Below are 25,860 nucleotides of genomic sequence, written 5' to 3'. Positions count from 1 at the left end.
ATTTTTTCAGGACGTTACATTAAATTCTTTCTGTTCTCAAGATTGGATCAATGACCAATACACAAATTCTTTGTATTCAAAAATCTTTTCAAAACCAAGCTTTTTCAATAAATTAATCGATTTGACATTATCTGAAAAAGATTTGGCTGTTATTTCTTTTACTATTTCTTGAGAAAATGCCCATTTTATAAGACCTCTACACGCCTCTTCTGCAAATCCTTTTCTTCTTTCTTTACGGATGATTCCATAACCAATGTCTACACTTTGTTCCTCCGCATTATACCCTTTAAATCCTACATCACCTATTATTTCTTTCGTATCCTTTCTTATAATCATCCAGGATTCGAAGCCTGTCACGTAATTATGAATTAATAATTTCTGAATAATTTTAGGCACTGTATCCATCATATCTTTATCCGGCCAGTCTTTGCTTTTTACAAAACCTTTGTCATACAACATATTAAAATCATTATACAGCATATTTTCACAAATATCAATCGTAAAAGGAACAAGAATCAATCGTTCAGTTTCTAATTCGTTAATGGTAATTTCTTTTATTTTCATACTTTTATCAAAGTCCTAGAGATATTTTTTTAATATAATAAATAAAATAGAGAAACTTGTGCTACCAAGATTAATCTCATCTAATTTATTTGCAATTATCGTAAATTACTTCGTTAAATGTCAAAAATAGAATCATAAAATTTTATATTTGTACGAAATAAAAAGAATAATTTCTTTCTATTTTTTTTAAAACAGAATCTCATCTATTTTATTTAGATAACATGAATACAACAGAAATATTCGATCAATTTCTTAAATCGAAAATCGTTACGACTGATACACGCAACATCTCACAAAATTGTATCTTTTTTGCTTTAAAAGGAGCTAATTTTAATGGAAATACTTTCGCTCAAGAAGCGATCAATCAAGGAGCTGCAATGGCAATTGTTGACGAGAAAGAATTTGAAAATACATCTCAAAATATTTTTTTGGTTAATGATGCTTTAGAAACTTTACAAGATTTAGCGAGAACTTATCGTAATTATCTTAAAATACCATTTATTGGATTGACTGGTTCTAATGGGAAAACAACGACAAAAGAATTGATTTCAGCTGTTTTAAAAGAGAAATTCAAAACGCATTATACTTTCGGAAATCTGAATAATCACATTGGGGTTCCTTTAACTATACTATCTATTCCAGAAGATACAGAAATGGCTGTGATCGAAATGGGTGCGAATCATCAAAAAGAAATCGAGTTATTAGCTTCTATTTCTCAACCAGATTTTGGATATATCACTAATTTTGGTAAAGCTCATTTAGAAGGTTTCGGAGGAATTAAAGGTGTGATTAAAGGTAAATCTGAGTTATATGATTTTTTGAGAGCAAGTAACAGAACTGCTTTTGTTAATTTTAATGATCCAATTCAAGTTGAAAAAACTGAGGATATTAATCGAATTACATTTTCTGATCAACATAATGCTAATGTTCAAATCGAATTGATAGAAAATGAAACTGAATATTTGGCGGTTAAATACCAAGATTTAGAAATTCAATCACATTTAACAGGAAACTATAATTTTAGCAATATTTCGTGTGCAATTGCAATTGGACAACATTTCGGGATTGACGCTAAATCTATTCAAAACGGAATCGAAAATTATTTTCCATCAAATAATCGTTCACAAATTATCAATAAAGAAAATTACAAAATTGTGATGGATGCGTACAACGCAAACCCAAGTAGTATGGAAGCTTCGTTAAATAATTTTGCAAAATTTGAAGGTTCTAAAACAATTATTATTGGTGATATGTTTGAGCTTGGAGAAGAATCCAAAGCTGAGCATCAACGTATTTTAGATTTAGCTGAAAGTTTAGATTTTGATCAAATTTATATTCTAGGACATAATTTTGGTGAAACAATTACGAATAATCCGAAAGTACAAAAATTTGAAAACCGCGTTGCATTTGAAGAATGTTTAAAAGAAAATCCAATCAAAACTCGAAATATTTTGATAAAAGGTTCTCATGGCATGAGACTTGATTTGTTAGAAAATATTTAAAATCAACACCTTGATTATCTGATGAATAAATCAATATTTTTTTTTATTATAATTACTCTTTTCACTTCTCATTCTCTTCAGGCTCAATCTGTAATTGAATGGAAAAAAGATATGAAACTTAATTACGAAAACTTTAAAAAGAAACCTATTCAAACAAAGGTTCCTCAAGGATTTTTAGATTCAAAATTAGGTTGGCAAATTGCAGAATCTACTGGAGAACTTCCTGAACTTTGGGTTACCAATAAATTTGATGAAAGTAATTCGTGGCTATCTATGCAACATGCAGAAATTTTAAAAGAAATGCAGTTGCAATTTGACTTATCTGAATTATATGCACGAAAAATCAGAAAAGATTTTAAAGATTTACAAGCCAAAAAAGTCATGGATAAAGATTCTTATCGAGCAAAATTTTTGTCAGGTTCTAAGAATTTTCAGAAAAAATTGAAATCGATAGCTGGAGTTTCATTAAATCAACCAGATTTATATAAATTATTAAATAAACAAATTCAAGATTCATTGGTGATTTATCAAAATTACAGTAAGTAATTTAACAATTAGTAAACTTTAAATTTCATAAATTTATACAAAATAAAAGCTGTGAAAATCACAGCTTTTTTTAACTAAATTGTTTATGAAAAAAATCTTATACACTTTATCCATATTTACAGTAAGTATTTTAGCCTCAGCTCAAGCTCCAAGTAACTATTACGAAAATGCAACTGGTAGCAGCTTTACCTTAAAAACACAGCTATATGAAATAATAAAAAACCACACAGATTTAACGTATGGAGGATTATGGACGCTTTATAATAGAACAGATTCTGATAATGGTTTTTTAGATAAATATGATGAAAAAGATAATTCTATTTATGATATTTATTCAGAGATACCGAAAAAAATTGATCCTTATAATTTTATAAAATCTTCAGATCAATGTGGCAGTTCTGGTTATAAAAATGAAGGAGACTGCTACAACAGAGAGCATATTATTCCTCAAAGTGTTTTTAATAAAAACTCTCCTATGGTTGCAGATGCATTCCATATCTGGCCAACTGATGGTTATGTTAATAATAAAAGAGATAATTTTCCTTATGGAGTTGTTGAAAGTGCAACATACACTTCTTTAAATGGCTCTAAATTAGGAAGTAATAAAAACTCTGGATACTCTGCGGGATTTTCTGGAACAGTTTTCGAACCAATTGATGAGTTTAAAGGTGATATAGCTCGTGCTTATTTTTATTTTGCTACTCGTTATCAAGAAAATGGTATTCAGAGTTGGTCTTATGCTATGTTTAATAAAACAAAAGATAAAGTTTTTACAGATACTTTCTTGAAAATATTAATGACTTGGCATTTAAATGATCCTGTTTCTGATCGTGAAAAAGATATTAATAATTTAGTCTACAGATACCAAAAAAACAGAAACCCATTTATTGATCATCCTGAATATGCAGAAAAAATTTGGGGTTCGAATTTAGGAACTGGAGATTTCGAATATCAAAAGCGTGATGATATTTCAGTTTACAATGTAACAAATCGTTCGATTAAAATTAAACTTGAAAATAATTCGAAATCAATTCAGAAAGTTTCTGTTTTTAATTTCAATGGACAATTAATTAATGAAGTTTCAAATTCGTCAAATCAAAAAGAAGTTGAAGTTAATTTCAAAAACCCAGGTATTTATATCATCAAAGTTGTTGGAAAACAAATGGAAATCAACAAAAGAGTTGTAATAAAATAATCATTAATCAAACCATCATAAAAAAATCCTTCGCTCATACAAGTGAAGGATTTTTTAATTTAGTAAATGGAAAAAATTATTAGTCATTATTGATATTTTTCTTAAAAAATGTGCTTCCATAAAGAAACATGATTAATACAAAAGGGATACCAAGCGTGACTGATAATAAAATAAATGTTTTTAACATACTAATAAAAAATATTTTAGTTTCTAATACTTTTATCAATTTACAATTAATAATTTTATATTATTCATAATAAAACATCTTTTTTTATTTATTAACACTATTTTTATCAACTTGATAATTAAAAGCTTTTCATTAATATAAATTCATAAAAAAAGTCGCTTAAAATTAAGCGACTCATATATAGAAAATTCTATTCAATTTATTGATTTCCTTTAGCGTAATCAGCTAAGAATTGTGCTAATCCAGAATCTGTTAATGGGTGTTTTAACAATCCTAAGATTGATGATAAAGGTCCTGTCATAACATCAGCACCAATTTTTGCACAATTAACAATATGCATTGTATTACGAACTGAAGCTGCTAAAATTTGAGTTTCGTACAAATAGTTATCATAAACCAAACGAATTTCTTCGATTAAGTTTAAACCATCTGTCGAAATATCGTCTAAACGTCCGATGAATGGAGAAACGTAAGTTGCACCAGCTTTTGCAGCTAATAATGCTTGTCCTACAGAGAAAACTAAAGTAACGTTAGTTCTGATTCCTTTTGTAGAAAAGTATTTACACGCTTTTACACCATCTTTCGTCATAGGAATTTTAACTACGATTTGAGGATTTAAAGCTGCTAAAGCTTCACCTTCTTTTACCATTCCTTCGAAATCAGTAGAAATTACCTCAGCAGAAACATCTCCGTCAACTAATTCGCAAATTGCTTTGTAGTGATTCAAAATATTTTCTTGACCTGTAATTCCTTCTTTTGCCATTAAAGATGGATTTGTTGTTACACCATCTAAAACTCCTAAATCTTGGGCTTCTTTAATGTCAGCTAAGTTAGCTGTATCGATAAAAAATTTCATTGTTTGTTTGTATTTCGTTCAGGCAAAATTAAGGATTAAATTATAGAAAACCATTTAATCTTAAAGATTCGATCAAAAATATTTTAAACCGCTGTATATCCTCCATCAACAAGGTAATAACCGCCTGTCATAAAGGATGCTTTGTCCGAACTTAAGAATAAAACCAACTCCGCAACTTCTTCTGGCTGTCCCAAACGACCCATTGGATGTTTTGTAACAAGCAACTCTAAATGATCTGCACTCAAATTATTCGACAACAAAGGCGTCATAATATAACCTGGTCCAACTGCATTACAACGAATATTTTTTGGTCCGTATTCCGCTCCAATGTTTTTCGTCAAACCTACAACTCCATGCTTTGCAGAAGTATAAGCCGAACTCATTGGCGCAGCGACAGTACCATGAATAGAAGCCATATTAACAATAGAACCTCCTCCATTCTTTTCCATTGCTTGTAATTGATATTTACATCCGTAAAAAACACCATTAAAATTGATATCTATTACTTTTTTCCAACCATCTAACGGATAATTTTCAGTCAGCTCGGCAGGACCACCAATTCCAGCATTGTTACAAGCTATATCAAGTTTTCCATAAACTTCAAGCGTTTTATTTACTAATGCTTCATTATCTTCTGGCGAAGAAGTATCAACTTTGAAAAATATCGCTTCTCCTCCATTCTTTTTGATAATTTCTACTACTTCATTTCCACCTTCTTCATTAATATCCGAAACCACAACTTTCGCACCCTCTTTGGCATATAATTCAGCAACAGCTTTCCCAATTCCAGAGCTAGCTCCAGTTACAATCGCAACTTTATCTTTTAAACTTGACATAATTTTATGATTTTAATTTAAATAAAGTTAATCATTTATAATCAGATCTATAAATCATTTCTTACAAATAATATTATTTTAAATGATTCAATTTTATTAACTATTTTGGAATGAAAAATTCAGCATAACAAATATATTTAGGTTAAAACAATTCTATTTTTTTATATTTGATACAAATAACTTTTTAAATGAAAAATTTAATAGCTGCTATACTTTTATGTAGTTTTTCTACGATAAATGCACAAGAAACAAGTGATTATAAGTACATCAATATTCCTGAAAAATTTTCTAGTTTTGATAAAGATGAATATCAATTAAATAATCGATTAAGATATATTTTGACGCAGAAAAAATATGAAGTTTTACCTTCTGATAAATCTTCTTGGCCACAAGAAGTTGTGCAAAATCCTTGTTTAGCTTTGAATGCGGATATTTTAAAAGTTAAAAGTTTTTTGAATAATAAATTAGAGGTAAGTTTTACAGATTGTTCTAATAAAAGTATTCAAAAATTTGAAGGAACTTCTAAGATTAAAGAATATGACAAAGGTTACCAAGAAGCTATAAAACTAGCTTTAAATCCTTTAAAATCTCAAAATGCGAAAGCTTCTGTTCCGATGGTAAAATTAGATAAATCCCAAACAGAAACAACAACTGCATATATACCAGAACCAAAAGGAACTCAGGTAACAGCTACTAATTTGCTGACAGATGGAACAACTACGTATCAAAAAATAGAACTGCAAAATGGTGGTTTTATGTTGATGTCCGAAAATGGAAATCAAGTTGTTGCAAAATTTGAACCGACCCTAAAAAATGGAATTTACAGAGTAATTGTTACTAAAGGAAATTCGAATTATTTTTCGGTAGGATACATCAGTGGAAATACGATTTCCTATGAGGTTTCTGAAAATAATAGTTGGAAAGAAGTTAAATTATCGGCTAAATAATCTTATAATGAAAACTATATTATCAAGTTTATTTCTTATTGCTTTATCGTCATTACAAGCACAAAATGTAGCTGATTATAAATATGTTATCGTTCCTCAACTCTTTAAAGATTTCGTAAAAGAAGATTATCAATTGAATACAGGATTGAAAACTGCTTTGAGAAAAAAAGAATATGAAATAGTAAATGAAAATTCTATTCCGTTAGATGTGCAAATCAATCCTTGTTTAGCTACAAAAGCAAATATTGAAAATACTTCTGTTGCTTTTAAAAATAAATTAAAAGTAACGTTTACAGACTGTAATAATAATGTGATTTCAACTTATGAAGGTTCGTCAAAGGAAAAAGATTTTACAAAAGGTTATCAAGAAGCCTTAACATTTGCTATGAATCAGGTTGGAAAACAAAATGCGAAAGATTTACCTGTAACTAAAACAGAAAATACAACAACTACAACCGTTAAAGAAACAACGAATAAAGTCGTTACGCAAGTGTCAAAAAAAACTGTAGAAAACAAAAACGTTTACAAATCGAACGGAAAAAATTACACAACAGCAAGTACAAATAACAACGTATTTGTATTAATCGACCAAGAAAATTCACAAGTTATTGCACAATTTTATCCAGCTGCTCAACAAAATATTTTCCATGTGACAGTGATTTCTCAAAACGGAAATTATCAAACAATTGGTTATTTAAACGAAAATAATATCATCATCGAATATAAAACAGGTGATAAATCTTGGTCAACTACAACTTATTCAAAGTAAGTTTTTATAGTACATTTGCACCTTAAATTTTAGAAAATGCAAGCACCTATTGCGAAAAAAATAGAACAAAAATTAGAAAAACACGGAGATATCCGCATCGATAATTATTATTGGTTGAATGATCGTGAAAACTCTGAAGTTATCAATTATTTGAACCAAGAAAACGAATACACAAAAGCTATTCTACAACCAACAGAAGCTTTACAAACCAAACTTTTTGAGGAAATGAAAGCGCGAATCAAAGAAGATGATTCGTCTGTTCCGTACAAATTGAATGGTTATTGGTATTTGACGGAATATCAAAAAGGAAAAGAATATCCGATTCACAAACGTCGTAAAGATAGTTTAGAGAATCCAGATGAAATTCTTTTTGATGTCAACACAATGGCTGAAGGTCATTCGTACTATCAATTGGGTGGAATTTCGATGGCACCAAATAATCAATTGGTTTCCTTTGGAGTTGATAATGTTTCGCGAAGAATTTATACGATTCAGATCAAAGATTTAACAACTGGAGAAATTCTTTCTGATAAAATAGAAAACACAACTGGAGGTTCTGTTTGGGCCGCTGATAATCAGACTTTGTTTTATACAAGAAAAGATGAAACATTGCGTGCTTATCAAATTTGGAAACACAAATTAGGTACAAAACAAGAAGATGATATTTTAGTTTTTGAAGAAGTAGATGATACGTTTAATGCGTTTGTTTACAAATCAAAATCTAGAGATTACATCATTATTGGATCTTCAAGTACTGTTTCTGACGAGTTTAGATATATTCCTTCTAATCAACCAGATGCTGAGTTTAAAATCTTTCAAAAAAGAGAACGTGATTTAGAATATTCAATCGAACATTTTGGTGATTCATTTTATATTCAAACCAATAAAGATGATGCATTTAACTTCAAATTAATGAAAACTTCTGTCGAAAAAACAGAACAAGAAAATTGGATTGATGTAATTCCTCATCGCGAAGAAACATTGATTGAAGGTTTCGAAATTTTCAAGAATTATTTGGTTATCGAAGAGCGTACAAATGGTTTATTGCAGATGAATATCAAAGCGTGGGACAATTCAACTGATTATTATTTGCCATTTAATGAAGAAACCTATACAGCAAATGTTGGAACAAATCCAGATTTTGATACTGACATATTGCGTTACGGATATACATCATTGACAACTCCTTCTTCTGTGATTGATTTTAACATGAATGATAAAACATTCGAAATCAAAAAAGAGCAAGTTGTTATAGGTGATTTTGATAAAGAAAATTATATTTCTGAACGTATTTGGGCAGAAGCTCGCGATGGCGAAATGGTTCCAATCTCATTAGTTCGTCGAAAAGATACGCCTCTTTCTGCCGAAACCCCTCTTCTACTTTACGCCTATGGTTCATATGGTTACACGATCGAGCCTTATTTTAGTTCGGTTCGATTAAGTCTTTTGGATAGAGGTTTTATCTATGCGATTGCGCATATTCGTGGTGGCCAATATCTTGGTCGCGAATGGTATGAAGATGGAAAAATGTTAGAAAAGAAAAATACATTTTTTGATTATATTGATGCAGCAAAATATTTGATTCAACAAAATTATACTTCATCAAAACACTTGTACGCGATGGGTGGTTCTGCTGGTGGATTGTTGATGGGAGCTGTGATTAATTACGAGCCAACATTATTCAATGGGGTAATTGCGCAAGTTCCTTTTGTGGATGTTGTGACAACAATGTTAGACGATTCTATTCCATTGACAACAGGGGAATATGATGAATGGGGAAATCCGAACGAAAAAGAATATTACGATTACATGAAATCGTATTCGCCATACGATAAGGTGGAAGCAAAAGCTTATCCAAACCTTTATGTTTCGACAGGTTTGCACGATTCTCAAGTACAATATTGGGAACCTGCAAAATGGGTAGCGAAATTAAGAGATTTAAAAACAGATAATAACATTCTACTTTTAGATACAAATATGGATACAGGACACGGTGGTGCTTCTGGCCGATTTGAATCGTTGAAAGAAGATGCAAAAGAAGATGCTTTCTTATTTATGTTAGAAGGGATTACAGAATAAATTTCAATACAAAAAGTCAACAAATTTGTTGGCTTTTTGTATTTTTTAATGAATGAAATTCCACTTTTTGTAAAATACAGAAAAGGTATAATCGACTAAGGTGAAATTACTTTTCCTGGTGCATAATATTTCTCTTTTTCAATAAATTCTCCATTTGGCGAATATTTATAAAGATATTTTTCGCCATCAATATTCTTAATTACTTCTTTTCTTATAAACTTATCATGATCATAAACAAGCGTTATCTCTTCCTTATCTTTCGTTTCATATTGTTTAGACGATAGTTTTCCTTTGTAATAATTCTCAATATAAAAAACACCTTCTTTCCTATATTGTTTTGTTTCTAAAGTTCCATCTTCATTATATTTCTCATAACTTTTACCATAAACTTCCATTTTCATAGTATCTCGTATTTATTCCTAAAATTGAATTCTCCACAGAAGCTAATACTCCACTTTTATAATACGATTTTGTAATTCCTTTTTTATAATGCGCTTGGCGATTCAAAGAAACAAAACCTTCATTGGTAAGTCTATTTTGATCATTATAACTCTTGAAATTTAATTTATCATTTGCTCTAAATGTATCAGTTTCTAACAAATCATTATGATATATTTTTAATGTTATAATTTTAGAATTCTGAATCGCATACTCTTTTCTATAACTTTCTCCTTCATACAAAACAATATCTCCATTAATTAATTCATTTTTTATTTCAAATTTTCCTTTCTGAAAAGAATTTTCAAGAATATAAAATCCATCTTTAAGCATTTTTCTTTGTTGAGATTCAAGGTCTTTTACATAAACATTCTCAAAAAAATCTTTTGAATTTCCAATAGAAAGTTCAATATTATTAATTTTTTCTTGTGCAAAAATCAATGATGAAACCATCAACAATATAAATAAAATTAGATTTTTTGACTTCATAGGTTTTAAATATATAATTTTTGAAGAATAACACTATTTTACTTAAATTTACAACAAAGCTTTGTAATTTGACACCAAAAGAAATTCTTTTTAAGTATTGGAATTATTCTTCTTTCAAAACGCCGCAAGAGGAAATCATCGCAAGTGTTTTGGAAGGGAAAGATACATTAGCAATTTTGCCGACTGGTGGCGGAAAATCTATCTGTTATCAAGTTCCTGCGATTATTTTTGATGGATTAACATTGGTCATTTCGCCGCTTATTGCGTTGATGAAAGATCAAGTTCAGAATTTACAATCCAAAGGAATTTCTACGGCATATATTACCAATGAAATTGACCAAAATACGATTGGAAAAATTTTGGACGATTGTCAAAACAATAAAATCAAATTATTATATGTTTCGCCAGAGCGTTTGCAAAGTAGAATTTTTGTCGAGCGATTGAAACAAATCAATATTAGTTTGCTAGCTGTTGACGAAGCACATTGCGTTTCTGAATGGGGACATGATTTTCGACCTGCATATCATCGAATTTCAAGATTAAAAACTATTCTTCCTAAAGTTCCAATCTTAGCTTTGACTGCAACAGCGACAGAGAAAATTCAGCAAGAAATTGTTGAAAAATTAGAGCTAAATAATCCTGAAGTTTTCAAATCTTCTTTAAAAAGAGAAAACCTTTCGTACAATGTTTTCCTTTCTGCTGACAAGAAAAATGATTTGATTTATTATTTAAAAAAATATCCTGGTTCGAGTATTATTTTTGTTCGAAATCGAAAATTAACCTACGAGATTGCAAGTTTTTTAAGTCAAAATGGATTTGATGCCGATTTTTTTCACGCCAAATTAACCAAAGACGAAAAAGAGCAAAAACAGCAAGATTGGATGTTAAGTAATTCGCGAATTATGGTTTCGACAAATGCGTTTGGAATGGGAATAGACAAACCAAATGTTCGTACCGTTTTTCATATCGATTTGCCACAAGGAATAGAAGCGTATTACCAAGAAGTTGGGCGCGCTGGACGTGATGAACAGGAATCGTATGGAATTTATTTGTACAATCCTGATGATCGAATTCAAGCAGAAAATATTTTCAAAGCGAATTTACCTTCGCAACAAGATTTTATCAAAATTGGGAATTGTTTGTTTAGTCAATTGCAATTAGCGGAAGGCGAATTAACGGAAATGAATTATCAATTGGATCTTCCAAAATTTGCCGAAAAATTTGGTTTAAATCTTAAAATGGTTCTTCAATTTTTAGAGTTTTTAAATACGAAAGAAATCATTCAGCAAAAAAATTATTCACAAAATAGTAGCATTCAAATTTTGGCGTCACCACATTCGATTAATTTGAATGAAAACCGAATTTTTGATTATTTACAACGTCATTACCCTGGAATTTACACTTATAATAGAGAAATTTCGGAAAGTAAAATGGCGTTTGAATTGCATATGAGTATTGGCGACATTAGGAATAGCTTACACGAATATGCAAAAAATGGTTCTATTGATTATTCGGATCGATTTTTAGCGCGATTTAGATTTCTTGTTCCGCGCGATTCTAATGCGTTTAAAAATAAATTGTGGAAAGATTTCGAAGCAATTCAAGTGAATAATTGGAAACGTTTGCAAGCTATGGCTTATTATGCCGAACAAAATACAATTTGTAGAGAACGTTTATTATTTGGATATTTTAATCAAAAATCTGATCAAAATTGTGGTAAATGCGATGTTTGTCAATCCAAAAAACAAAATGAAAACTTTAATTCAACCGATTTAATTGAATATTTGAAAGAAGGTACAAAAACGCAAGCCGAAATCCTTTCAAAATTCATAAATTCGCCAAAAGATAAAATCGTCGAAGAATTGCAATATTTGATAGACGAAATGCGAGTTCAACCAATTGGATTCGATTCTTATAAACTAATAGAATAAAAATGCGAGTAGTCTTTATGGGTACGCCCGAATTTGCGGCGACATCTTTGAATGAAATCAATACAAATAGTCATCACGAAATAGTTGGAGTTGTTACTGTTCCAGATAAACCGTCTGGTAGAGGACAAAAAATGAATATTTCTGATGTCAAAAAATATGCAGTTGAACATAATTTGCCTTTGGCTCAACCAGAAAAATTACGAGACGAAGCTTTTATCGAAACATTAAAAAGCTGGAATGCTGATGTTTTTGTTGTTGTAGCTTTTCGTATGTTGCCACAAGTTGTTTGGTCAATTCCGTCGAAAGGAACATTCAATTTACACGGTTCACTTCTTCCTCAGTATCGCGGAGCTGCACCAATTAATTGGGCTGTGATGAATGGTGATCAGGAAACTGGAGTAACAACTTTCTTAATTGATGAAAAAATTGATACCGGAAATATCTTAATTTCTGATAAAGTAGAAATTGGAGAAAATGATAATGTTGGTAAAATTCATGACGAATTGATGCATATCGGTGCGAAATTAGTCGTGAAAACGTTGGATGGTTTAGAAAATGATTCATTAAAACCTCATCCGCAAGATGAAACAACAGAATTAAAACATGCTCCAAAAATCTTTAAGGAAGATTGTAAAATAGATTGGAACGATTCAATCAATACTATTCACAATAAGATTAGAGGACTTTCTCCTTATCCATGTGCATGGACAACTTTTGGAAATGGCGAAAATTATAAATCGTTAAAAATATATGCAGGTCTAAAAACGGATATTGTTGTTGAAGGAGAAGATTATCAATTAATTTTACAAAAAAATAACCTTTATATCAATCTACCTCAAGGAGTTTACGAAATTTTAGAACTTCAACCGGAAGGAAAGCGTCGTATGACAGCCAAAGATTTCATCAATGGACATCAAAACGAGGATACCTTATTCGTAAAATAAGTACTTATTTACTGATTTTTGACACAGATTTCATAAAATTTTGCATTTTTCTTGAAATTTTTTGCGTTGAAACTTGCACAAATAAAGGGAAAGAGTATATTTGTGTATAAATTAATTTAAAAAGTTACAACTATGAACAAATCAGAACTTATCGATGCGATTGCAGCTGACGCTGGAATTTCTAAAGAAGCTGCTAAAAAAGCCTTAAACTCATTTACAGAAAATGTAACTAAAGCTTTAGCAAAAGGAGACAAAGTTGCTTTAGTAGGATTCGGTACTTTCTCAACTTCTGAGAGAGCTGCAAGAACAGGTATCAACCCACAAACTAAAAAAGAAATTAAAATTGCTGCTAAAACAGTAGCTAAATTTAAAGCTGGATCTGAATTATCAGGAGCAGTTGATACAAAAAAGAAAAAATAATATTTCTGATACAATAAAAAAATCCATTCGTTTGAGTGGATTTTTTTTGCATTGAAATTTAATTCCTCTAAAAAAATCCTCCAAGAATTGCTTGAAGGATTTTTACATTTTGTCTATTATTGATTTTAATTATCTTCTGTTAAATCTGTTTTGTATGTTTCTGGAATTGTAAAGTAATTCACTAAAATCGCAATAAAGATTAATATCAATGGATAAGCTAATCCGATATAAGGCGACATAGCAGCCGTAACGATAATCGTACTTTTGATTAATTCCGTTACAAAAGTCGTTGCTCCACCAATAAATCCATTTCCCATATTTTGTGCAAATCCCATACTTGTATAACGGATTTTAGTTGGGAAAATTTCTAACATAAATGCGCCAAGTGGTCCGTAAGTTGCTGCTCCTGCAATTGAAGTAATTAAACTTACAATAACAATTCCGAAAACTGCTAAATTCGAAATATCATGAACTTCTTTCAATCCTTCTGGATTTCCTAATTTCATGTACAAGAAAAATGATAATGGAATTAAGATAAAACTACAAATCATTCCGCCTAACATAACTGGTTTACGCCCGATTTTATCGCTTAATGCACCAAACCATTGATAGAAAAATGAACTAAATAATGTAGAACATAAAACAACAATTAAAACTGTTTCGTAAGGTAAATTAACCGCTCTTTGCAAGAAGAAAAGTGTTACGAATAATGTTGTTTGCATAATTGTACTTTGCGCAGCATTTCCTCCAAAAATAGCCTTTAACATTAACTTTACATTTCCTGGAGTTGTAAAAGCATCTTTAATTGGAGTTTTAGATGTTTTTCCTTCTTTTTTTAGTTGTTCAAAAATTGGACTTTCATGTAAACGTTGACGAATAAAGTAACTCAAAATCACTAATATTCCACTAAATAAGAATGGAATTCTCCATCCGAAACTTGCAAAAGCCTCTTCTGATAAAAATGATTGTGTTAAGAAAACAATTGTTAAACATAATAATAATCCAATTGGAACAGTTGCTTGAATAAACCCTGTATAAAATCCTCGTTTCTCTGCTGGAGCATGTTCTGCTACATAAATTACCGCACCTGCATATTCTCCACTAATTGCAAGTCCTTGCATAATGCGGCAAAACAATAATAAAACAGGAGCAAACCAACCTACACTATCAAAAGTTGGAATACAACCAATCAAGAATGTAGCTGCTCCCATCATAATTAAAGAAACTAAGAATGAATATTTTCTACCAATACGATCTCCAATACTTCCAAAAATTAATGAACCAATCGGACGAAACATAAATGATGAAACCACTACTGCAAGTGTTTCTAAGAAATGTGACGAACCATCGTTAGGAAATAATTGTGTTGATAATACACTAGCTAAGATGATTGCCAAGAACATATCGTACCATTCGATTAAGGTTCCGACAGATGATGCTAAAATAATTTGGAAAATATTATCCTTCTTCGCTACTGTTTGCGAAGTATCTAAAGTATTTGTACTCATGTTTTTTGTGTGATATTAGAAGTTAAATAATGTGGTAAGTTGAAATCTATTGTTATTTGCTAAATATTTGTTTTCGGTTCCCGTACCTTTTATCGTCGCATCTGCCCATTGTGCTGTACTACGATCATATTCGAATCTAAATTTTAAGGCTTTGCTTAAGGTAAGATCTAAACGAGGAACTACTTTGTACAAATAATTTACAGTTCGTGTACCTGGAGTTGCCGAAATTGCGCCCCAATTTGTCGTTACACCATAAGATGTTGATGCAATTGCTTCTTCTACAGGATCTTTAACACCATTATTTCTAACATAACCTGCAAATAATCCGAACGAAAATTTTCCTGTTGAGTTTTGTTGCAAATCAATCCACATACTATGTGTATTCATCGGTTTGTATGTTTCAACAGCTATCGGACTTGTTTGATAACCTACAATTCCACCAAGTTGTACAAAAGACGACGCATCTTGCATCAAATATCCAGCAAAAGTTACTTGTAAAGGTTTTGTATTTAACTTTGAATAAGCCATAAACGAAACATTTTCAACTCGTTCATTAGACTTAACAGGTGGATTTCCTGAAGATAATTTTGGCTTCAAGTTTTCATATTGAGCACCAATTCCGGCAGTAAAAACTTGTGATTTATATTGAAATTGAAGATGAGCCGCTGGCATTCCACTATTTCGGAAAGGCTCTGTATTTGGAGTAAAATCTCTTTGAGAATGTAAAGCAGCAATAACTTTAAATTTGTCAGTAAATTTATGCGTTAAACGAACTTGAGGATTACGATTTAAAGCATAAACAGGCGCACCAGTTCCATAATTTGCAACATTTGGCAAAGCTTCTAACACAACGAAAGGATGCCAATATTGTCCAATCCATAATTGCGTTTTCTCTCAATCCAACATCACATATGCGTGACGCAAACGAAACTCGTTGATTCCTCCTTCTGTTGCTCCAAAAAATTCTCCCTCTAAAATACCAGAAGTTTTAGCTCCAAGTAATTCTGGACCTTTCAAATTAACACCAGCTCTCGAAACAATCGATAACATGTGAAATTTAGAAGCTGCATTGATATCAGCACCGTTTACATCCGATAAACGATCTTTTGGATAAAGCGGCACCAAAGCCTCTCCTGCTCCAATCATTTGACGCGTATCCATAAAAATATCATTCCTGATAAATCCATAAAACTGCACATCAACTTTGTCTTTGTTTTCTCTTGGTTGTATTAATTCTACTTTTTCTACAACCACACTATCTGTCGTTTTCTGTTGAGCAGAGACATAGCTATAGCTGCAAAATATAGCTAGACAAGCCAATTTTGTTAAATTTTTACTCATTTTTTTTGTGATAATTTGAACGACTAAAATAATCAAAAGAAAAAAACTAACAAATGTTCGTTAATCATTTTTTAATAATTTTTCAAAGCTTTATTAAATTCATCATATGTTTAAATATTTTTTGAGAAATAGATATTTTGAAATAAGTTTTGGAAAGAAATTTTGAGAATTTGGCAATTTAATTAGTGTACGAAATACACTTTACTAGATTTCTTTAGGGAGTATTTTTTTAAAAAATCGAGAGAAGAATAGTTGTTTCAACAAATGAGGAGAAAGTTAGACTTCTCTCGTAGTTTTAGTTTTAAAAATGTATGCAAATTTATTGATTACAGAATTTTCTTCAGTATAATTAACAATAAGCTTATGTTAAATTATAAAAAAAGAATTTTTCTTAATTATATTTGCTATCCTCTACACTATTTTTAAATTTAATGTAGAATTATTCAGTCAATCATATTAAATAAATTATATTTTTATCAAAATCGGATTACATTGTTCAAATAAAATTTAATTTTTTAAGATTTTTTAAGATTTTTTTTTAGAAAAATCTTAAATGTTGGGGCTATTTTTGCTTTGCAAATTACAGCTATGCAAACAAACATTAAAATACACTCATTAACTTATGTTGATTTGGAAGAAATATCATCTTTATATAATCTTTCTTATCAAAATTATTACGTTTCTATCAACCTTTCGACTGAACAATTTCAGGGAAAATTAAAAATGGAAGATATCAATCTTGATTATTCTATAGGTGCTAGTATTGATGGAAAATTAATTGGCTTTTTACTTTACGGAATTCGAAATTATAACGATGTAAAAACAGCCTATATTGGTGGAACAGGAGTTTCTCCTGAACATCGCGGAAAAAAAATAACACAACAAATGTTAGATTTTAGTTTTCCCAAATTGAAAGAACATCAAGTGAAAAACATATTTTTAGAGGTAAATACTAAAAATGATTTTGCAATTAACGCTTACGAAGCTTGTGGTTTTGAAAAAACAAGAACCTTAAATAGTTACAAAGGAATTCCTATTTTGGTCGTAAATCCGTTACATGAAATTGTAGAATTTAGTGATTTAGATTTGATTACAAGTGAAAACTTTTGGGACATAAAACCTACTTGGAAAAATGATATTCAAAGTGTAAAAAATATCATCGAAGATTGTCAAATAAATGGAATTTATGAAGATGGAATTTTAGTTGCTTACAAAATTATCAACAAAAATAATACACGTATTTATCAATTTGGTGTTCATCACGATTATAGAAATCGTTATTTAGCTTCCATCCTTTTCAGCGATTTGAAGAACAAAGAAATTAAAATGATTAATGTTGACGAAAGAGAAATCTCTACAAATGATTTTATTCAATCAATGGGATTAGAATTGTACGACAAACAATACGAAATGAAAAAAGAATTATAAATCAAAGCCTCTATTTTAGAGGCTTTTTTTGTATATTATATTCAAATATTTCTACTCAATTCTCAACTTATTCAAATTACTTCGATAACTTTCTAATAATAAACTTTCGGTTACATAACCTTCAAATTTACCTTTTTTAGTGAGTAAAATATAATCTATTTTTTTTGCTTCCATCATTTTCATCACGTTAGCAGCATTCGTAAAAATAGATGTCGAAGTTGCTTCTGTTATACATTCTAAGTAACTTTTATCAATATTATCATTAAAAATAAATGATCGAATATTATCTAAAACTATAATTCCATGAATCGATTTATCTTCATTGAGGACTGGAATAAAATCTTGTGTTGTAGTAGAAAAAATTTCTTTTATATCTTCAATTGAATTGTAAACCGTCAATGTTTTGATATTCTTGATATAAATCGAAAACAAATCAATTTTATTAAACAAATTTCGGTCTTTATCAGATGTAAAAACAATTCCTTTTTCTGCTATTGCGTATATATCCATCGAATATTTGTCGTATCGTTTTGAAATTGCAAAACTTATCGAAGAAACAATCATTAAGGGAATAATTAATCCATAACCTCCCGTAATTTCGGCAATTAGGAAAATTGCTGTTAATGGCGCATGAAATAACCCACTTAAAACAGCTGCCATTCCAACAACAGTAAAATTACCGACTGGAACTTCTTTGAAACCGATTAAATTAAAGAATTTTGCAACGAAAAAACCAAGATATGACCCAACAAATAACGAAGGCGCGAAGTTTCCTCCGTTTCCTCCACTTCCTAAAGTTAAACCTGTTGCAATAGATTTGATTAAAATTGTGACAAAAACAAATCCTAAAACTATCCATTGATTCGTTCTAAAACTCTCTAACAATGAATTATTTAAAATAAAACCAGCTTCATCATTTGCTAAATATTTTATACTCTCATAACCTTCACCAAATAATGTTGGGAAAAAGAAAATCAATATTGCTAAACTTCCCGCTCCAACAATCGCTCGCCAATATACATTATCCGAATAATTCCCTATCAAATGTTCAACTTTACGAAATAATCGAGCATGGTAAACTGAAACAAACCCCGCTAAAACACCCAAAATCACATAGAAAATAACATTATGATAATCAAATCCTAACGCATAACGAAAGGATAATAACATATTGCTTTTTAATGTTAAATTGGCAATTAAAGCTCCTGTTGCAGAAGATAACAATAAAGGAATAAAAGCAGTAACACTCATATCCGCTAATACAATCTCTATCGCGAACAAAACACCTGCAATTGGTGCATTGAATGCAGTCGCAATACCAGCTGCAACACCACAAGCCAACAAAAGTGTTCTTTCTTTGTATTTGAATCTGTAATATTGTGCATAATTAGAACCAAAAGCTGCACCAGTAATTGTAATTGGAGATTCTAAACCAGCCGAACCACCCATACCAACTGTTAAGGAACTCGTTAAAATCTGAGCATACATCTGTTTTTTAGGCATTATTCCAGACTTTTTAGCTACAGCAATCATAATTTGAGAAGTTCCCTTTTCTATCGAACCATCCAAAAATTTCTGCACAACAAAAACCGTCAACAAAATACCTATAATTGGCAATATACTATTGATATAAGGTAGTTTGACTAAATTATTAATATAAATAGTAAATTGAAAAACATTGTGCGCAAAAGTTTTTAGCACAATCACTGCAAAAGCAGATGAAATAGCTACTAAAATACACGATAAATACAAAAATTGTCGCTCTGATAAAACCAATTTTAACAGGTTCAACAAGTTTTGAAAAAAATTAAATGATTTTTTAATGTATTGAAAAAACTTTTGTTTTGTAGAAAGTCGCATACTTCAAAAATAGTGTACCTTTTGTTTATTGCCTAATTTAACTGCCACGAATTACACAAAAAGTAAACCAATAATACATAAAAGAATAAAATTTTTGAGAAAAAATCATTTCTATCATTTTAACTATTTCAAATTGATTATTTTTACTATTAAGCACACTAATATGAAACTATTTACTTTTCTTCTTTTATTTATTTTTTTGTTGAATTCTTGCGAATCAACTAAAACTTCTGCTGATAAACCAAGTTTTGATTTTTTGGTTGGAGAATGGATTAGAACAAATGAAAAATCGGATCGAAAAACGTATGAAAACTGGAAAAAAGTTGATAAAAACACTTTTTTAGGTTGCGGGTTTACAATCAAAAATAATGATACAATTTCGCAGGAACATCTTACTATCACAAAGATTGATGATAAATGGATATTGAAAGTTAATTTGGACAAAACTAAAAAAGAGACAACTGATTTTGAGTTAATCAATTCTGATAGAAATTCGTTTACATTAGAAAATCAAGAGAATGATTTTCCTAAACTTATCAAATATTGGAAAATTGGTCATCAGTTAAAAGCTGAAATTAGCAATGATGAATCAAGTAAAATTGCTTTTACTTTTGAAAAAGTAAAAAAATAATTAAGCAACATTTGTGATCATCGCGTAAGCAAACGTTAGAACAGATAAAATAGTTCCAATCATAAAAATTGTGTAGGTTATGCTTAACAAACGATATTTTCGTTCCAAAACTTTTCCTAAATAATACAAATCCCTTGTCAAAGAAGTATATACATAATCTCTGTCTTTCATCAACTCTTGCATAGCATCATCGTAGGCTTCAAGTGACATTTGATAAAAATTACCAAAGAAAAGCAAATTCACTTTTTTGTTTTTGACATCTTCTTCGTTAAAACTTTCGTATGTTACATTTGGTTTAGTTGCTAAAATTGCAAAAATAATTGAAACAACACTTGATAAAAGCATTACAATTGAAGGTAAAAGTAAATACTCATTCTTTGGACTTCCTAACTTTGGAACCAAAGTAGAAAGTGCAATCGAAATCACGATCGCGTTTACAGACAATAAAATATTGGCTTTACTATCAGCAATATCACTTAAACGAGTATGATTGTTCAACGTTACACGAAAAAGTGTATCAACACCACGATCTGGTTGTTGAATCTTATCGTTTTTCTTTTTCTTGATTTCATACTTATTGGGAATATCACCAATCAACTCTATCTCTTTGATTTTATTTTGGGTAAAGATCAAATTTTCTTCTTTTCCTTTCTGCCAAAGCTTTTTTGCGGCATCCGTATAAAAATGATGTATGTTTAGAAAAAAATTTCTATTCTCTACATGCCATTCATAATCAGAAAATTCTTTGTGACATATTTTAGCTATTTCATCACGTAATAACTCAGAAATTTTAGGATATTCAGTTTGTCCTAAATGATAGTTATCTGCATCTTTTACAATTGCTTCACCTATATTTTTTGGAACATTATTTAGCGCTGTGATTAAAATATAATCTTGGACTTCTTTGATGTAATTTTCGTCAAAATTATGCTCAATCAAATACTCTTTTGCAATGTTTGCACTCTCACTTTCATGCCCTTGCACGATTTTTGTGTAACCCGTATCATGAAACCAACCCGCTATTAATAATTTTTCTCGTAAATCTGTAGATATTTGCTCATCAGTAGACAACGTTTTTATTGCTTCTACAACTTTTACGGTATGCATAAAATTATGATACGTAAAATCTAAAGAAAGATTATCTTTGAACAGATTGAAAACATAGTTTTCTATATTTAATAACAATTGGTTCATCACAAGTTTTTAACGCTTAAATGTATGAAATTATTACCAACACTAAACAACAAAAAATTGAATTATCCTTTTTTGGCTTTAGTAGGTTCTTGCCTTTATATGACATCTTGCGCTACGCAACATCCTCAATATGGGAAAAACATTAAGACAGAAAAAGTACAAAATGTAAAAGGAAATAAAATTCAATCTATCTATTTAATAGGCGATGCAGGAGATCTTGATCAACCAAAAAATAAACAAAATTTAGAAATTTTAAAGAATCAATTAGCGAAAGCTGACTCTTCTTCTTATCTTTTCTTTTTAGGTGATAATGTTTACGAAAATGGAATTGTAACGGATTCTACAAAAGCTGAATATACAACAAGTAGAGAGAAACTTCAATTTCAGATTGATTTAGCGAAAGAATTTAAAGGAAAAACCCTTTTTATTCCAGGAAATCATGATTGGCGAAATGGTGTAAAAGGATTAAAAGAACAAGAAAAATTAGTCAAAAAACAATTGGGTAATAAAAAATCATTTTTACCAAAAGATGCGTGTCCAATTGATAAAATAAATGTAAATGATAGTATCGGAATTATTGCGATAGATTCTGAATGGTATTTGCAAGATTGGGACAAACATCCTGGTCTAAATGAAAAATGTGATATCAAATCGCGAGAAGCTTTCTTCGAAGAATTAGAATCGCAGTTGAACAAATATCAAAACAGAACAACTGTTATCACAATGCATCATCCGCTATATTCGAACGGAACACATGGTGGACAATTTGATTTCAAAAAACAGTTTTATCCATTAGGAGATAATTTCAAAGTTCCATTACCGGTAATCGGATCTTTTATTAATTTATTAAGAAGTACAACAGGTCTTAGTCCTCAAGATGTTAATAATTTCAAATACAGAGAAATGGCTTCTCGTATTGCAACACTTATCGAAAATAGAAATAATGTAATTGTTGTTTCTGGACACGATCACAACTTGCAATATATTCAACAAAACAATGTCAAACAAATTATCAGCGGTTCTGGTTCTAAAAAAGAATCTGCAAAAGCGGTTGGTAAAAACGATTTTTCTTACGGAGATAATGGTTTTGTTGTACTAGATTTATATGATAATGGCGCTTCTAAAGCTAATTTCTATGGTTTTAAAGACGATGGAATCGAATTATTATTAACAAAACAAATTACAGAAAAGAAAAAGGAATATTTGGCACAAGTTTATGATGATAAAAAAATGCCAAAAACGAAAGAAACAAGTGTATATCCATTAGACGTTACACGTAAATCTGATCCGTATAAATTCTTTTTTGGTCGTCATTATCGTCGAACATATGGACAAACAATTACTGCTAATACTGTTAATTTAAGTCAACTAAATGGAGGTTTAACCCCTGTTAGAATGGGTGGTGGACATCAAACGCAAAGTTTACGATTGGCAAATGCAAAAGGTGAAGAATACAATATGCGCTCGGTGAAGAAAAGTGCCACGCAATTCATTCAGCAAGTAGCATTTAAAAATAAATATGTTGCAGATGAATTTGAAGATTCTTTCACAGAGAAATTTTTGATGGATTTCTATACAACCAATCATCCATATTATCCATTAACAGTTGCTAATTTGATGAAACCAATCAATATTATGCATTCTACGCCAAAATTATATTACGTTCCAAAACAAGAAGCCTTGAAAGCATATAATGAGAATTTTGGTGATGAATTATACATGATAGAAGAACGACCAATGTCCGGATATCAAGACGGTGTTTTCGGAAAACCAAAAGATATTGTTAGCACAGATGATATGTTGGCTGCGATTCACAAAAACAAAGATGTTGTCGTGGATAAGCAAGCCTACATTCGTGCACGACTTTTTGATATGTTAGTTGGAGATTGGGATCGACATTCTGACCAATGGCGTTGGGACGTTTACAAAGAGAATAAACAAACTGTTTATAAACCAATTCCACGCGATAGAGATCAAGCATTTCCACGTTATGATGGACTTTTCTTTCATTTAATTATGAAAATTCCTCCTTTGAGACATATGCAAGATTATAAAGATGACATCAAAAATGTAAAATGGTTCAATAGAGAACCTTATCCATTGGATTTAGCCATTTTAGAATCATCCGATCTTGAATTATGGATAAAAGAAGCAAAATATATTCAAGATAATTTGAGTGATGATTATATCAAACAATCATTTGAATTAATTCCTGAAGAAACAAAACAAGAATACGATCAAGAAGTAATCAATAATCTTATTGCCCGAAAATCTAAATTAGAAAAATTTGCAGAAGAATATAATAAAGTTCTTCGCAAATTAATCATTCTGAAAGGAACAAACGAAGATGAAGATTTTGTGATCACTCGTTTACCAAAGGGAAAAACAAATGTAAAAATCTATTCAGGACAAGATCGAACTTTAATTCTTGATGAAGATTTTGATAAAAAAGAAACGAAAGAAATTCGTTTATATGGATTAAACGGAAAAGATAAATTCAAGGTTGAAGGAAAGCCAAATAACGCTATTTTAGTTCGTATTATTGGTGGAATAGATGACGATATATACGAAGTAAAGCGTTCTGCAAAAGTAAAAGTATATGATTACGCAAACGGAAGTGATGCATCAGAATCTACCTTTTTAACATCGAAAAATTTTGTCAACGATTACGAGGTTAATACATACGATTACAAACAACCGATGTATAATTTCTTTACTATGTTACCTAATATTGGCTACAATCCTGATGACGGAATAAAAATTGGTTTATCGCCAACCTACACTGTCAACGGTTTTGATCGTAAACCATATTCGCAACGTCACAATTTGCAATTAAGTTATTATTTTGCGACAGGCGGTTGGGATGCCAAATATAAAGGAACGTTTACAAAAGCGTTGGGTAAGTGGAATTTAGATCTTAATGCAGCTTACACGAGCCCGACTTATAGTACAAATTTCTTTGGTTTAGGAAACGAGACCGTGAATAATCAAGAAGAAATTGGAATGGATTATAACCGTGTTCGATTAGAAAGTTATAGCATTGGACCGTCTATTTTCAAGATTATGAATAACAATGGTCGTTTAGATTTTTCTGCAATTTATAGTTACAAAAAGATTGAAGAGAATAAAGATCGTATCGTCGAAGATTTCCCATCAATTAATAGAGACGTTTTCAAAGGACAACATTTCGGAGAAATTGGAGCTAAATATTTGTTCAAAAATTACGATAACGAATCATTGCCAAAATTAGGCATGACATTTTTAGCAAATGCAAAGTGGATTTCTAATTTGACAGATTTTGAACGTAATCATTTTTATACCGAACTTAATTTAGGTTTCACACATAAAATTTCTGCAAATGGAAGATTAACAGTTGCTTCTATGCTAAAAGGTAAAGCAGTTTGGGGTAATTTTATGGAATTCTATCAAATGGCTAATTTAGGTGGAGATCAGGATTTACGTGGTTATCGATTAGGTCGTTTTGCAGGAGACAAAGTTTTCTTACAAACATCTGATTTACGATTTGATGCTTTACGTTTCAAAGCTGTTGTTCCACTTCGATTAGGTCTTTTTGTTGGAGCTGATTATGGACGAGTTTGGTTAAACGGAGAAGACTCAAATAAATGGCATTCATCTATGGGTGGTGGACTTTGGATAAACGGAGCACAATCTATTACCGCAACAGTTTCATACTTTAAAGGTGAAGATCCAGGGCGAATCGTTTTTGGTTTGAATTTCGGATTTTAACATATAAAAAAATAACCTTCAAAAATTTGAAGGTTATTTTTTTTGTACATATTTCTTGATTGCTTGCATCATATTTATCCACGCATTCTCTGAATGTGAGCGTTCAAAATCATCCGCAAAATCTTTTCCTTCAATTGATAGATAAGTAAAATTACCTGAAGATTTTAGATTAAAAATTACTTCAATCTCATGGTCTGTATTTTGTTTTTTATAATTATATCGCAAACGTTCATTCTCCATAATAGATGTAATCAAGGCTTCATCTACCAACGTTTCATTATTTTTTTGCGTTACAAACTTTATCCTCTCTCCTACTTTCCATTCGTTACAAGTCATTTTTATGTTTTCAAAACATTCATTAAACGCTTGTTCATCTGTCAAAACTTTCCAAATATTTTCGGCAGTACTATCTATCGAAATATTAAGCAATACATCATCTTTTTCCATT

General features: G+C 30.4%; 23 protein-coding genes. 12 read left to right on the top strand and 11 right to left on the bottom strand.

Annotated elements, in window-relative coordinates; genetic code table 11:
• Positions 1-36: 36 nt before the first annotated feature.
• On the bottom strand, positions 37-564 hold the full coding sequence (locus tag B3M86_RS08265) for a GNAT family N-acetyltransferase (protein WP_286495783.1): 528 nt from the start codon (positions 562-564) through the stop codon (positions 37-39).
• A gap of 221 nt (positions 565-785) precedes the next feature.
• On the opposite strand from B3M86_RS08265, the gene B3M86_RS08260 reads away from it, so the two are divergent.
• The 3 genes from B3M86_RS08260 to B3M86_RS08250 all read left to right on the top strand — a co-directional run bounded on the left by B3M86_RS08260 (position 786) and on the right by B3M86_RS08250 (position 3,807).
• The gene (locus B3M86_RS08260; RefSeq protein ID WP_291048912.1) at positions 786-2,066 is read left to right on the top strand and encodes a UDP-N-acetylmuramoyl-tripeptide--D-alanyl-D-alanine ligase; all 1,281 of its coding nucleotides are present in this window, start codon (positions 786-788) and stop codon (positions 2,064-2,066) included.
• A 111-nt stretch (positions 2,067-2,177) separates the two neighbouring features.
• The gene (locus B3M86_RS08255) at positions 2,178-2,612 is read left to right on the top strand and encodes a hypothetical protein (RefSeq protein ID WP_291048915.1); all 435 of its coding nucleotides are present in this window, start codon (positions 2,178-2,180) and stop codon (positions 2,610-2,612) included.
• 85 nt (positions 2,613-2,697) lie between these two features.
• Positions 2,698-3,807, top strand: coding sequence for an endonuclease (locus B3M86_RS08250; protein WP_291052384.1), 1,110 nt, complete (start codon positions 2,698-2,700; stop codon positions 3,805-3,807).
• 386 nt (positions 3,808-4,193) lie between these two features.
• On the opposite strand, the gene fsa is transcribed toward B3M86_RS08250, so the two are convergent.
• The gene (fsa, locus tag B3M86_RS08245; RefSeq protein ID WP_125349844.1) at positions 4,194-4,850 is read right to left on the bottom strand and encodes a fructose-6-phosphate aldolase; all 657 of its coding nucleotides are present in this window, start codon (positions 4,848-4,850) and stop codon (positions 4,194-4,196) included.
• An 83-nt stretch (positions 4,851-4,933) separates the two neighbouring features.
• Positions 4,934-5,686, bottom strand: a complete 753-nt coding sequence (locus B3M86_RS08240; RefSeq protein WP_291048923.1) for an SDR family NAD(P)-dependent oxidoreductase — start codon at positions 5,684-5,686, stop codon at positions 4,934-4,936.
• 188 nt (positions 5,687-5,874) lie between these two features.
• On the opposite strand from B3M86_RS08240, the gene B3M86_RS08235 reads away from it, so the two are divergent.
• The 3 genes from B3M86_RS08235 to B3M86_RS08225 are packed head-to-tail and all read left to right on the top strand — an operon-like array spanning position 5,875 to position 9,481.
• On the top strand, positions 5,875-6,633 hold the full coding sequence (locus tag B3M86_RS08235; RefSeq protein WP_291048926.1) for a hypothetical protein: 759 nt from the start codon (positions 5,875-5,877) through the stop codon (positions 6,631-6,633).
• Positions 6,634-6,640: 7 nt separating this feature from the next.
• Positions 6,641-7,402 (top strand): hypothetical protein, encoded by a 762-nt coding sequence (locus B3M86_RS08230; protein WP_291048929.1) that lies wholly within the window; start codon positions 6,641-6,643, stop codon positions 7,400-7,402.
• Between the two features lie 36 nt (positions 7,403-7,438).
• Complete coding sequence (locus B3M86_RS08225) at positions 7,439-9,481, top strand: S9 family peptidase (RefSeq protein WP_291048932.1); 2,043 nt, start codon at positions 7,439-7,441, stop codon at positions 9,479-9,481.
• 95 nt (positions 9,482-9,576) lie between these two features.
• Here B3M86_RS08225 and B3M86_RS08220 read toward each other — a convergent pair whose 3' ends face one another.
• On the bottom strand, positions 9,577-9,882 hold the full coding sequence (locus tag B3M86_RS08220) for a hypothetical protein (protein ID WP_291048935.1): 306 nt from the start codon (positions 9,880-9,882) through the stop codon (positions 9,577-9,579).
• Positions 9,860-10,408, bottom strand: a complete 549-nt coding sequence (locus tag B3M86_RS08215; RefSeq protein ID WP_291048938.1) for a hypothetical protein — start codon at positions 10,406-10,408, stop codon at positions 9,860-9,862. The genes B3M86_RS08220 and B3M86_RS08215 overlap by 23 nt, the downstream gene beginning before the upstream one ends.
• A gap of 68 nt (positions 10,409-10,476) precedes the next feature.
• Between B3M86_RS08215 and B3M86_RS08210 the strand changes: the two genes are divergently transcribed.
• The 3 genes from B3M86_RS08210 (at position 10,477) to B3M86_RS08200 (ending at position 13,703) form a co-directional block, all read left to right on the top strand.
• On the top strand, positions 10,477-12,339 hold the full coding sequence (locus tag B3M86_RS08210; protein ID WP_291079008.1) for a RecQ family ATP-dependent DNA helicase: 1,863 nt from the start codon (positions 10,477-10,479) through the stop codon (positions 12,337-12,339).
• 2 nt (positions 12,340-12,341) lie between these two features.
• Positions 12,342-13,283: a methionyl-tRNA formyltransferase gene (gene fmt, locus B3M86_RS08205; protein WP_257468211.1), complete on the top strand. Its 942-nt coding sequence runs from the start codon at positions 12,342-12,344 to the stop codon at positions 13,281-13,283.
• 132 nt (positions 13,284-13,415) lie between these two features.
• On the top strand, positions 13,416-13,703 hold the full coding sequence (locus tag B3M86_RS08200; RefSeq protein WP_019975917.1) for an HU family DNA-binding protein: 288 nt from the start codon (positions 13,416-13,418) through the stop codon (positions 13,701-13,703).
• Between the two features lie 125 nt (positions 13,704-13,828).
• On the opposite strand, the gene B3M86_RS08195 is transcribed toward B3M86_RS08200, so the two are convergent.
• The 3 genes from B3M86_RS08195 to B3M86_RS08185 are packed head-to-tail and all read right to left on the bottom strand — an operon-like array spanning position 13,829 to position 16,552.
• Complete coding sequence (locus B3M86_RS08195; RefSeq protein ID WP_291061634.1) at positions 13,829-15,211, bottom strand: MFS transporter; 1,383 nt, start codon at positions 15,209-15,211, stop codon at positions 13,829-13,831.
• A 15-nt stretch (positions 15,212-15,226) separates the two neighbouring features.
• On the bottom strand, positions 15,227-16,060 hold the full coding sequence (locus B3M86_RS08190; RefSeq protein ID WP_291069439.1) for a hypothetical protein: 834 nt from the start codon (positions 16,058-16,060) through the stop codon (positions 15,227-15,229).
• Between the two features lie 45 nt (positions 16,061-16,105).
• Positions 16,106-16,552: a hypothetical protein gene (locus B3M86_RS08185; RefSeq protein WP_291069441.1), complete on the bottom strand. Its 447-nt coding sequence runs from the start codon at positions 16,550-16,552 to the stop codon at positions 16,106-16,108.
• Positions 16,553-17,140: 588 nt separating this feature from the next.
• Here B3M86_RS08185 and B3M86_RS08180 point away from each other — a divergent pair.
• Entirely contained in the window at positions 17,141-17,980 is an 840-nt protein-coding gene (locus tag B3M86_RS08180; protein WP_291076172.1) for a GNAT family N-acetyltransferase, read from the top strand.
• 51 nt (positions 17,981-18,031) lie between these two features.
• Here the strand turns inward: B3M86_RS08180 and B3M86_RS08175 are convergent, their stop codons facing one another.
• Positions 18,032-19,840, bottom strand: a complete 1,809-nt coding sequence (locus B3M86_RS08175) for a chloride channel protein (RefSeq protein ID WP_125349835.1) — start codon at positions 19,838-19,840, stop codon at positions 18,032-18,034.
• A 163-nt stretch (positions 19,841-20,003) separates the two neighbouring features.
• Here B3M86_RS08175 and B3M86_RS08170 point away from each other — a divergent pair, with 163 nt between their 5' ends.
• Entirely contained in the window at positions 20,004-20,471 is a 468-nt protein-coding gene (locus B3M86_RS08170) for a DUF6265 family protein (protein WP_219034918.1), read from the top strand.
• Here B3M86_RS08170 and B3M86_RS08165 read toward each other — a convergent pair whose 3' ends face one another.
• Positions 20,472-21,665: a Pycsar system effector family protein gene (locus tag B3M86_RS08165; RefSeq protein ID WP_219034917.1), complete on the bottom strand. Its 1,194-nt coding sequence runs from the start codon at positions 21,663-21,665 to the stop codon at positions 20,472-20,474.
• Positions 21,666-21,689: 24 nt separating this feature from the next.
• On the opposite strand from B3M86_RS08165, the gene B3M86_RS08160 reads away from it, so the two are divergent.
• Positions 21,690-25,412 carry a metallophosphoesterase gene (locus B3M86_RS08160; protein WP_291076174.1) on the top strand — a complete coding sequence of 1,241 codons (3,723 nt, stop codon included), beginning with the start codon at positions 21,690-21,692 and terminating at the stop codon, positions 25,410-25,412.
• Between the two features lie 33 nt (positions 25,413-25,445).
• Here B3M86_RS08160 and B3M86_RS08155 read toward each other — a convergent pair whose 3' ends face one another.
• Complete coding sequence (locus tag B3M86_RS08155) at positions 25,446-25,859, bottom strand: SRPBCC family protein (protein WP_286495774.1); 414 nt, start codon at positions 25,857-25,859, stop codon at positions 25,446-25,448.
• Between the last annotated feature and the right edge of the window lies 1 nt (position 25,860).

The sequence above is a fragment of the Empedobacter sp. UBA6305 genome (assembly GCF_002440405.1).
Lineage (GTDB): Bacteria > Bacteroidota > Bacteroidia > Flavobacteriales > Weeksellaceae > Empedobacter > Empedobacter falsenii_B.
The sequence above is the reverse complement of the archived record's forward strand: the minus strand, read 5'-3'. Positions and strand labels throughout refer to the sequence as shown.

What these genes read in the sequence shown, in the direction of transcription:
- B3M86_RS08155 (WP_286495774.1), bottom strand. Translation starts at nt 25,859, where the DNA reads ATGGAAAAAGATGATGTATTGCTTAATATTTCGATAGATAGTACTGCC.
- B3M86_RS08215 (WP_291048938.1), bottom strand. Translation starts at nt 10,408, where the DNA reads ATGAAGTCAAAAAATCTAATTTTATTTATATTGTTGATGGTTTCATCA.
- B3M86_RS08200 (WP_019975917.1), top strand. Translation starts at nt 13,416, where the DNA reads ATGAACAAATCAGAACTTATCGATGCGATTGCAGCTGACGCTGGAATT.
- B3M86_RS08195 (WP_291061634.1), bottom strand. Translation starts at nt 15,211, where the DNA reads ATGAGTACAAATACTTTAGATACTTCGCAAACAGTAGCGAAGAAGGAT.
- B3M86_RS08230 (WP_291048929.1), top strand. Translation starts at nt 6,641, where the DNA reads ATGAAAACTATATTATCAAGTTTATTTCTTATTGCTTTATCGTCATTA.
- B3M86_RS08250 (WP_291052384.1), top strand. Translation starts at nt 2,698, where the DNA reads ATGAAAAAAATCTTATACACTTTATCCATATTTACAGTAAGTATTTTA.
- fsa (WP_125349844.1), bottom strand. Translation starts at nt 4,850, where the DNA reads ATGAAATTTTTTATCGATACAGCTAACTTAGCTGACATTAAAGAAGCC.
- B3M86_RS08220 (WP_291048935.1), bottom strand. Translation starts at nt 9,882, where the DNA reads ATGAAAATGGAAGTTTATGGTAAAAGTTATGAGAAATATAATGAAGAT.
- B3M86_RS08160 (WP_291076174.1), top strand. Translation starts at nt 21,690, where the DNA reads ATGAAATTATTACCAACACTAAACAACAAAAAATTGAATTATCCTTTT.
- B3M86_RS08185 (WP_291069441.1), bottom strand. Translation starts at nt 16,552, where the DNA reads ATGAGTAAAAATTTAACAAAATTGGCTTGTCTAGCTATATTTTGCAGC.
- B3M86_RS08225 (WP_291048932.1), top strand. Translation starts at nt 7,439, where the DNA reads ATGCAAGCACCTATTGCGAAAAAAATAGAACAAAAATTAGAAAAACAC.
- B3M86_RS08255 (WP_291048915.1), top strand. Translation starts at nt 2,178, where the DNA reads ATGAAACTTAATTACGAAAACTTTAAAAAGAAACCTATTCAAACAAAG.
- B3M86_RS08235 (WP_291048926.1), top strand. Translation starts at nt 5,875, where the DNA reads ATGAAAAATTTAATAGCTGCTATACTTTTATGTAGTTTTTCTACGATA.
- B3M86_RS08170 (WP_219034918.1), top strand. Translation starts at nt 20,004, where the DNA reads ATGAAACTATTTACTTTTCTTCTTTTATTTATTTTTTTGTTGAATTCT.
- B3M86_RS08240 (WP_291048923.1), bottom strand. Translation starts at nt 5,686, where the DNA reads ATGTCAAGTTTAAAAGATAAAGTTGCGATTGTAACTGGAGCTAGCTCT.
- B3M86_RS08180 (WP_291076172.1), top strand. Translation starts at nt 17,141, where the DNA reads ATGCAAACAAACATTAAAATACACTCATTAACTTATGTTGATTTGGAA.
- B3M86_RS08165 (WP_219034917.1), bottom strand. Translation starts at nt 21,665, where the DNA reads ATGAACCAATTGTTATTAAATATAGAAAACTATGTTTTCAATCTGTTC.
- B3M86_RS08265 (WP_286495783.1), bottom strand. Translation starts at nt 564, where the DNA reads ATGAAAATAAAAGAAATTACCATTAACGAATTAGAAACTGAACGATTG.
- B3M86_RS08260 (WP_291048912.1), top strand. Translation starts at nt 786, where the DNA reads ATGAATACAACAGAAATATTCGATCAATTTCTTAAATCGAAAATCGTT.
- fmt (WP_257468211.1), top strand. Translation starts at nt 12,342, where the DNA reads ATGCGAGTAGTCTTTATGGGTACGCCCGAATTTGCGGCGACATCTTTG.
- B3M86_RS08175 (WP_125349835.1), bottom strand. Translation starts at nt 19,840, where the DNA reads ATGCGACTTTCTACAAAACAAAAGTTTTTTCAATACATTAAAAAATCA.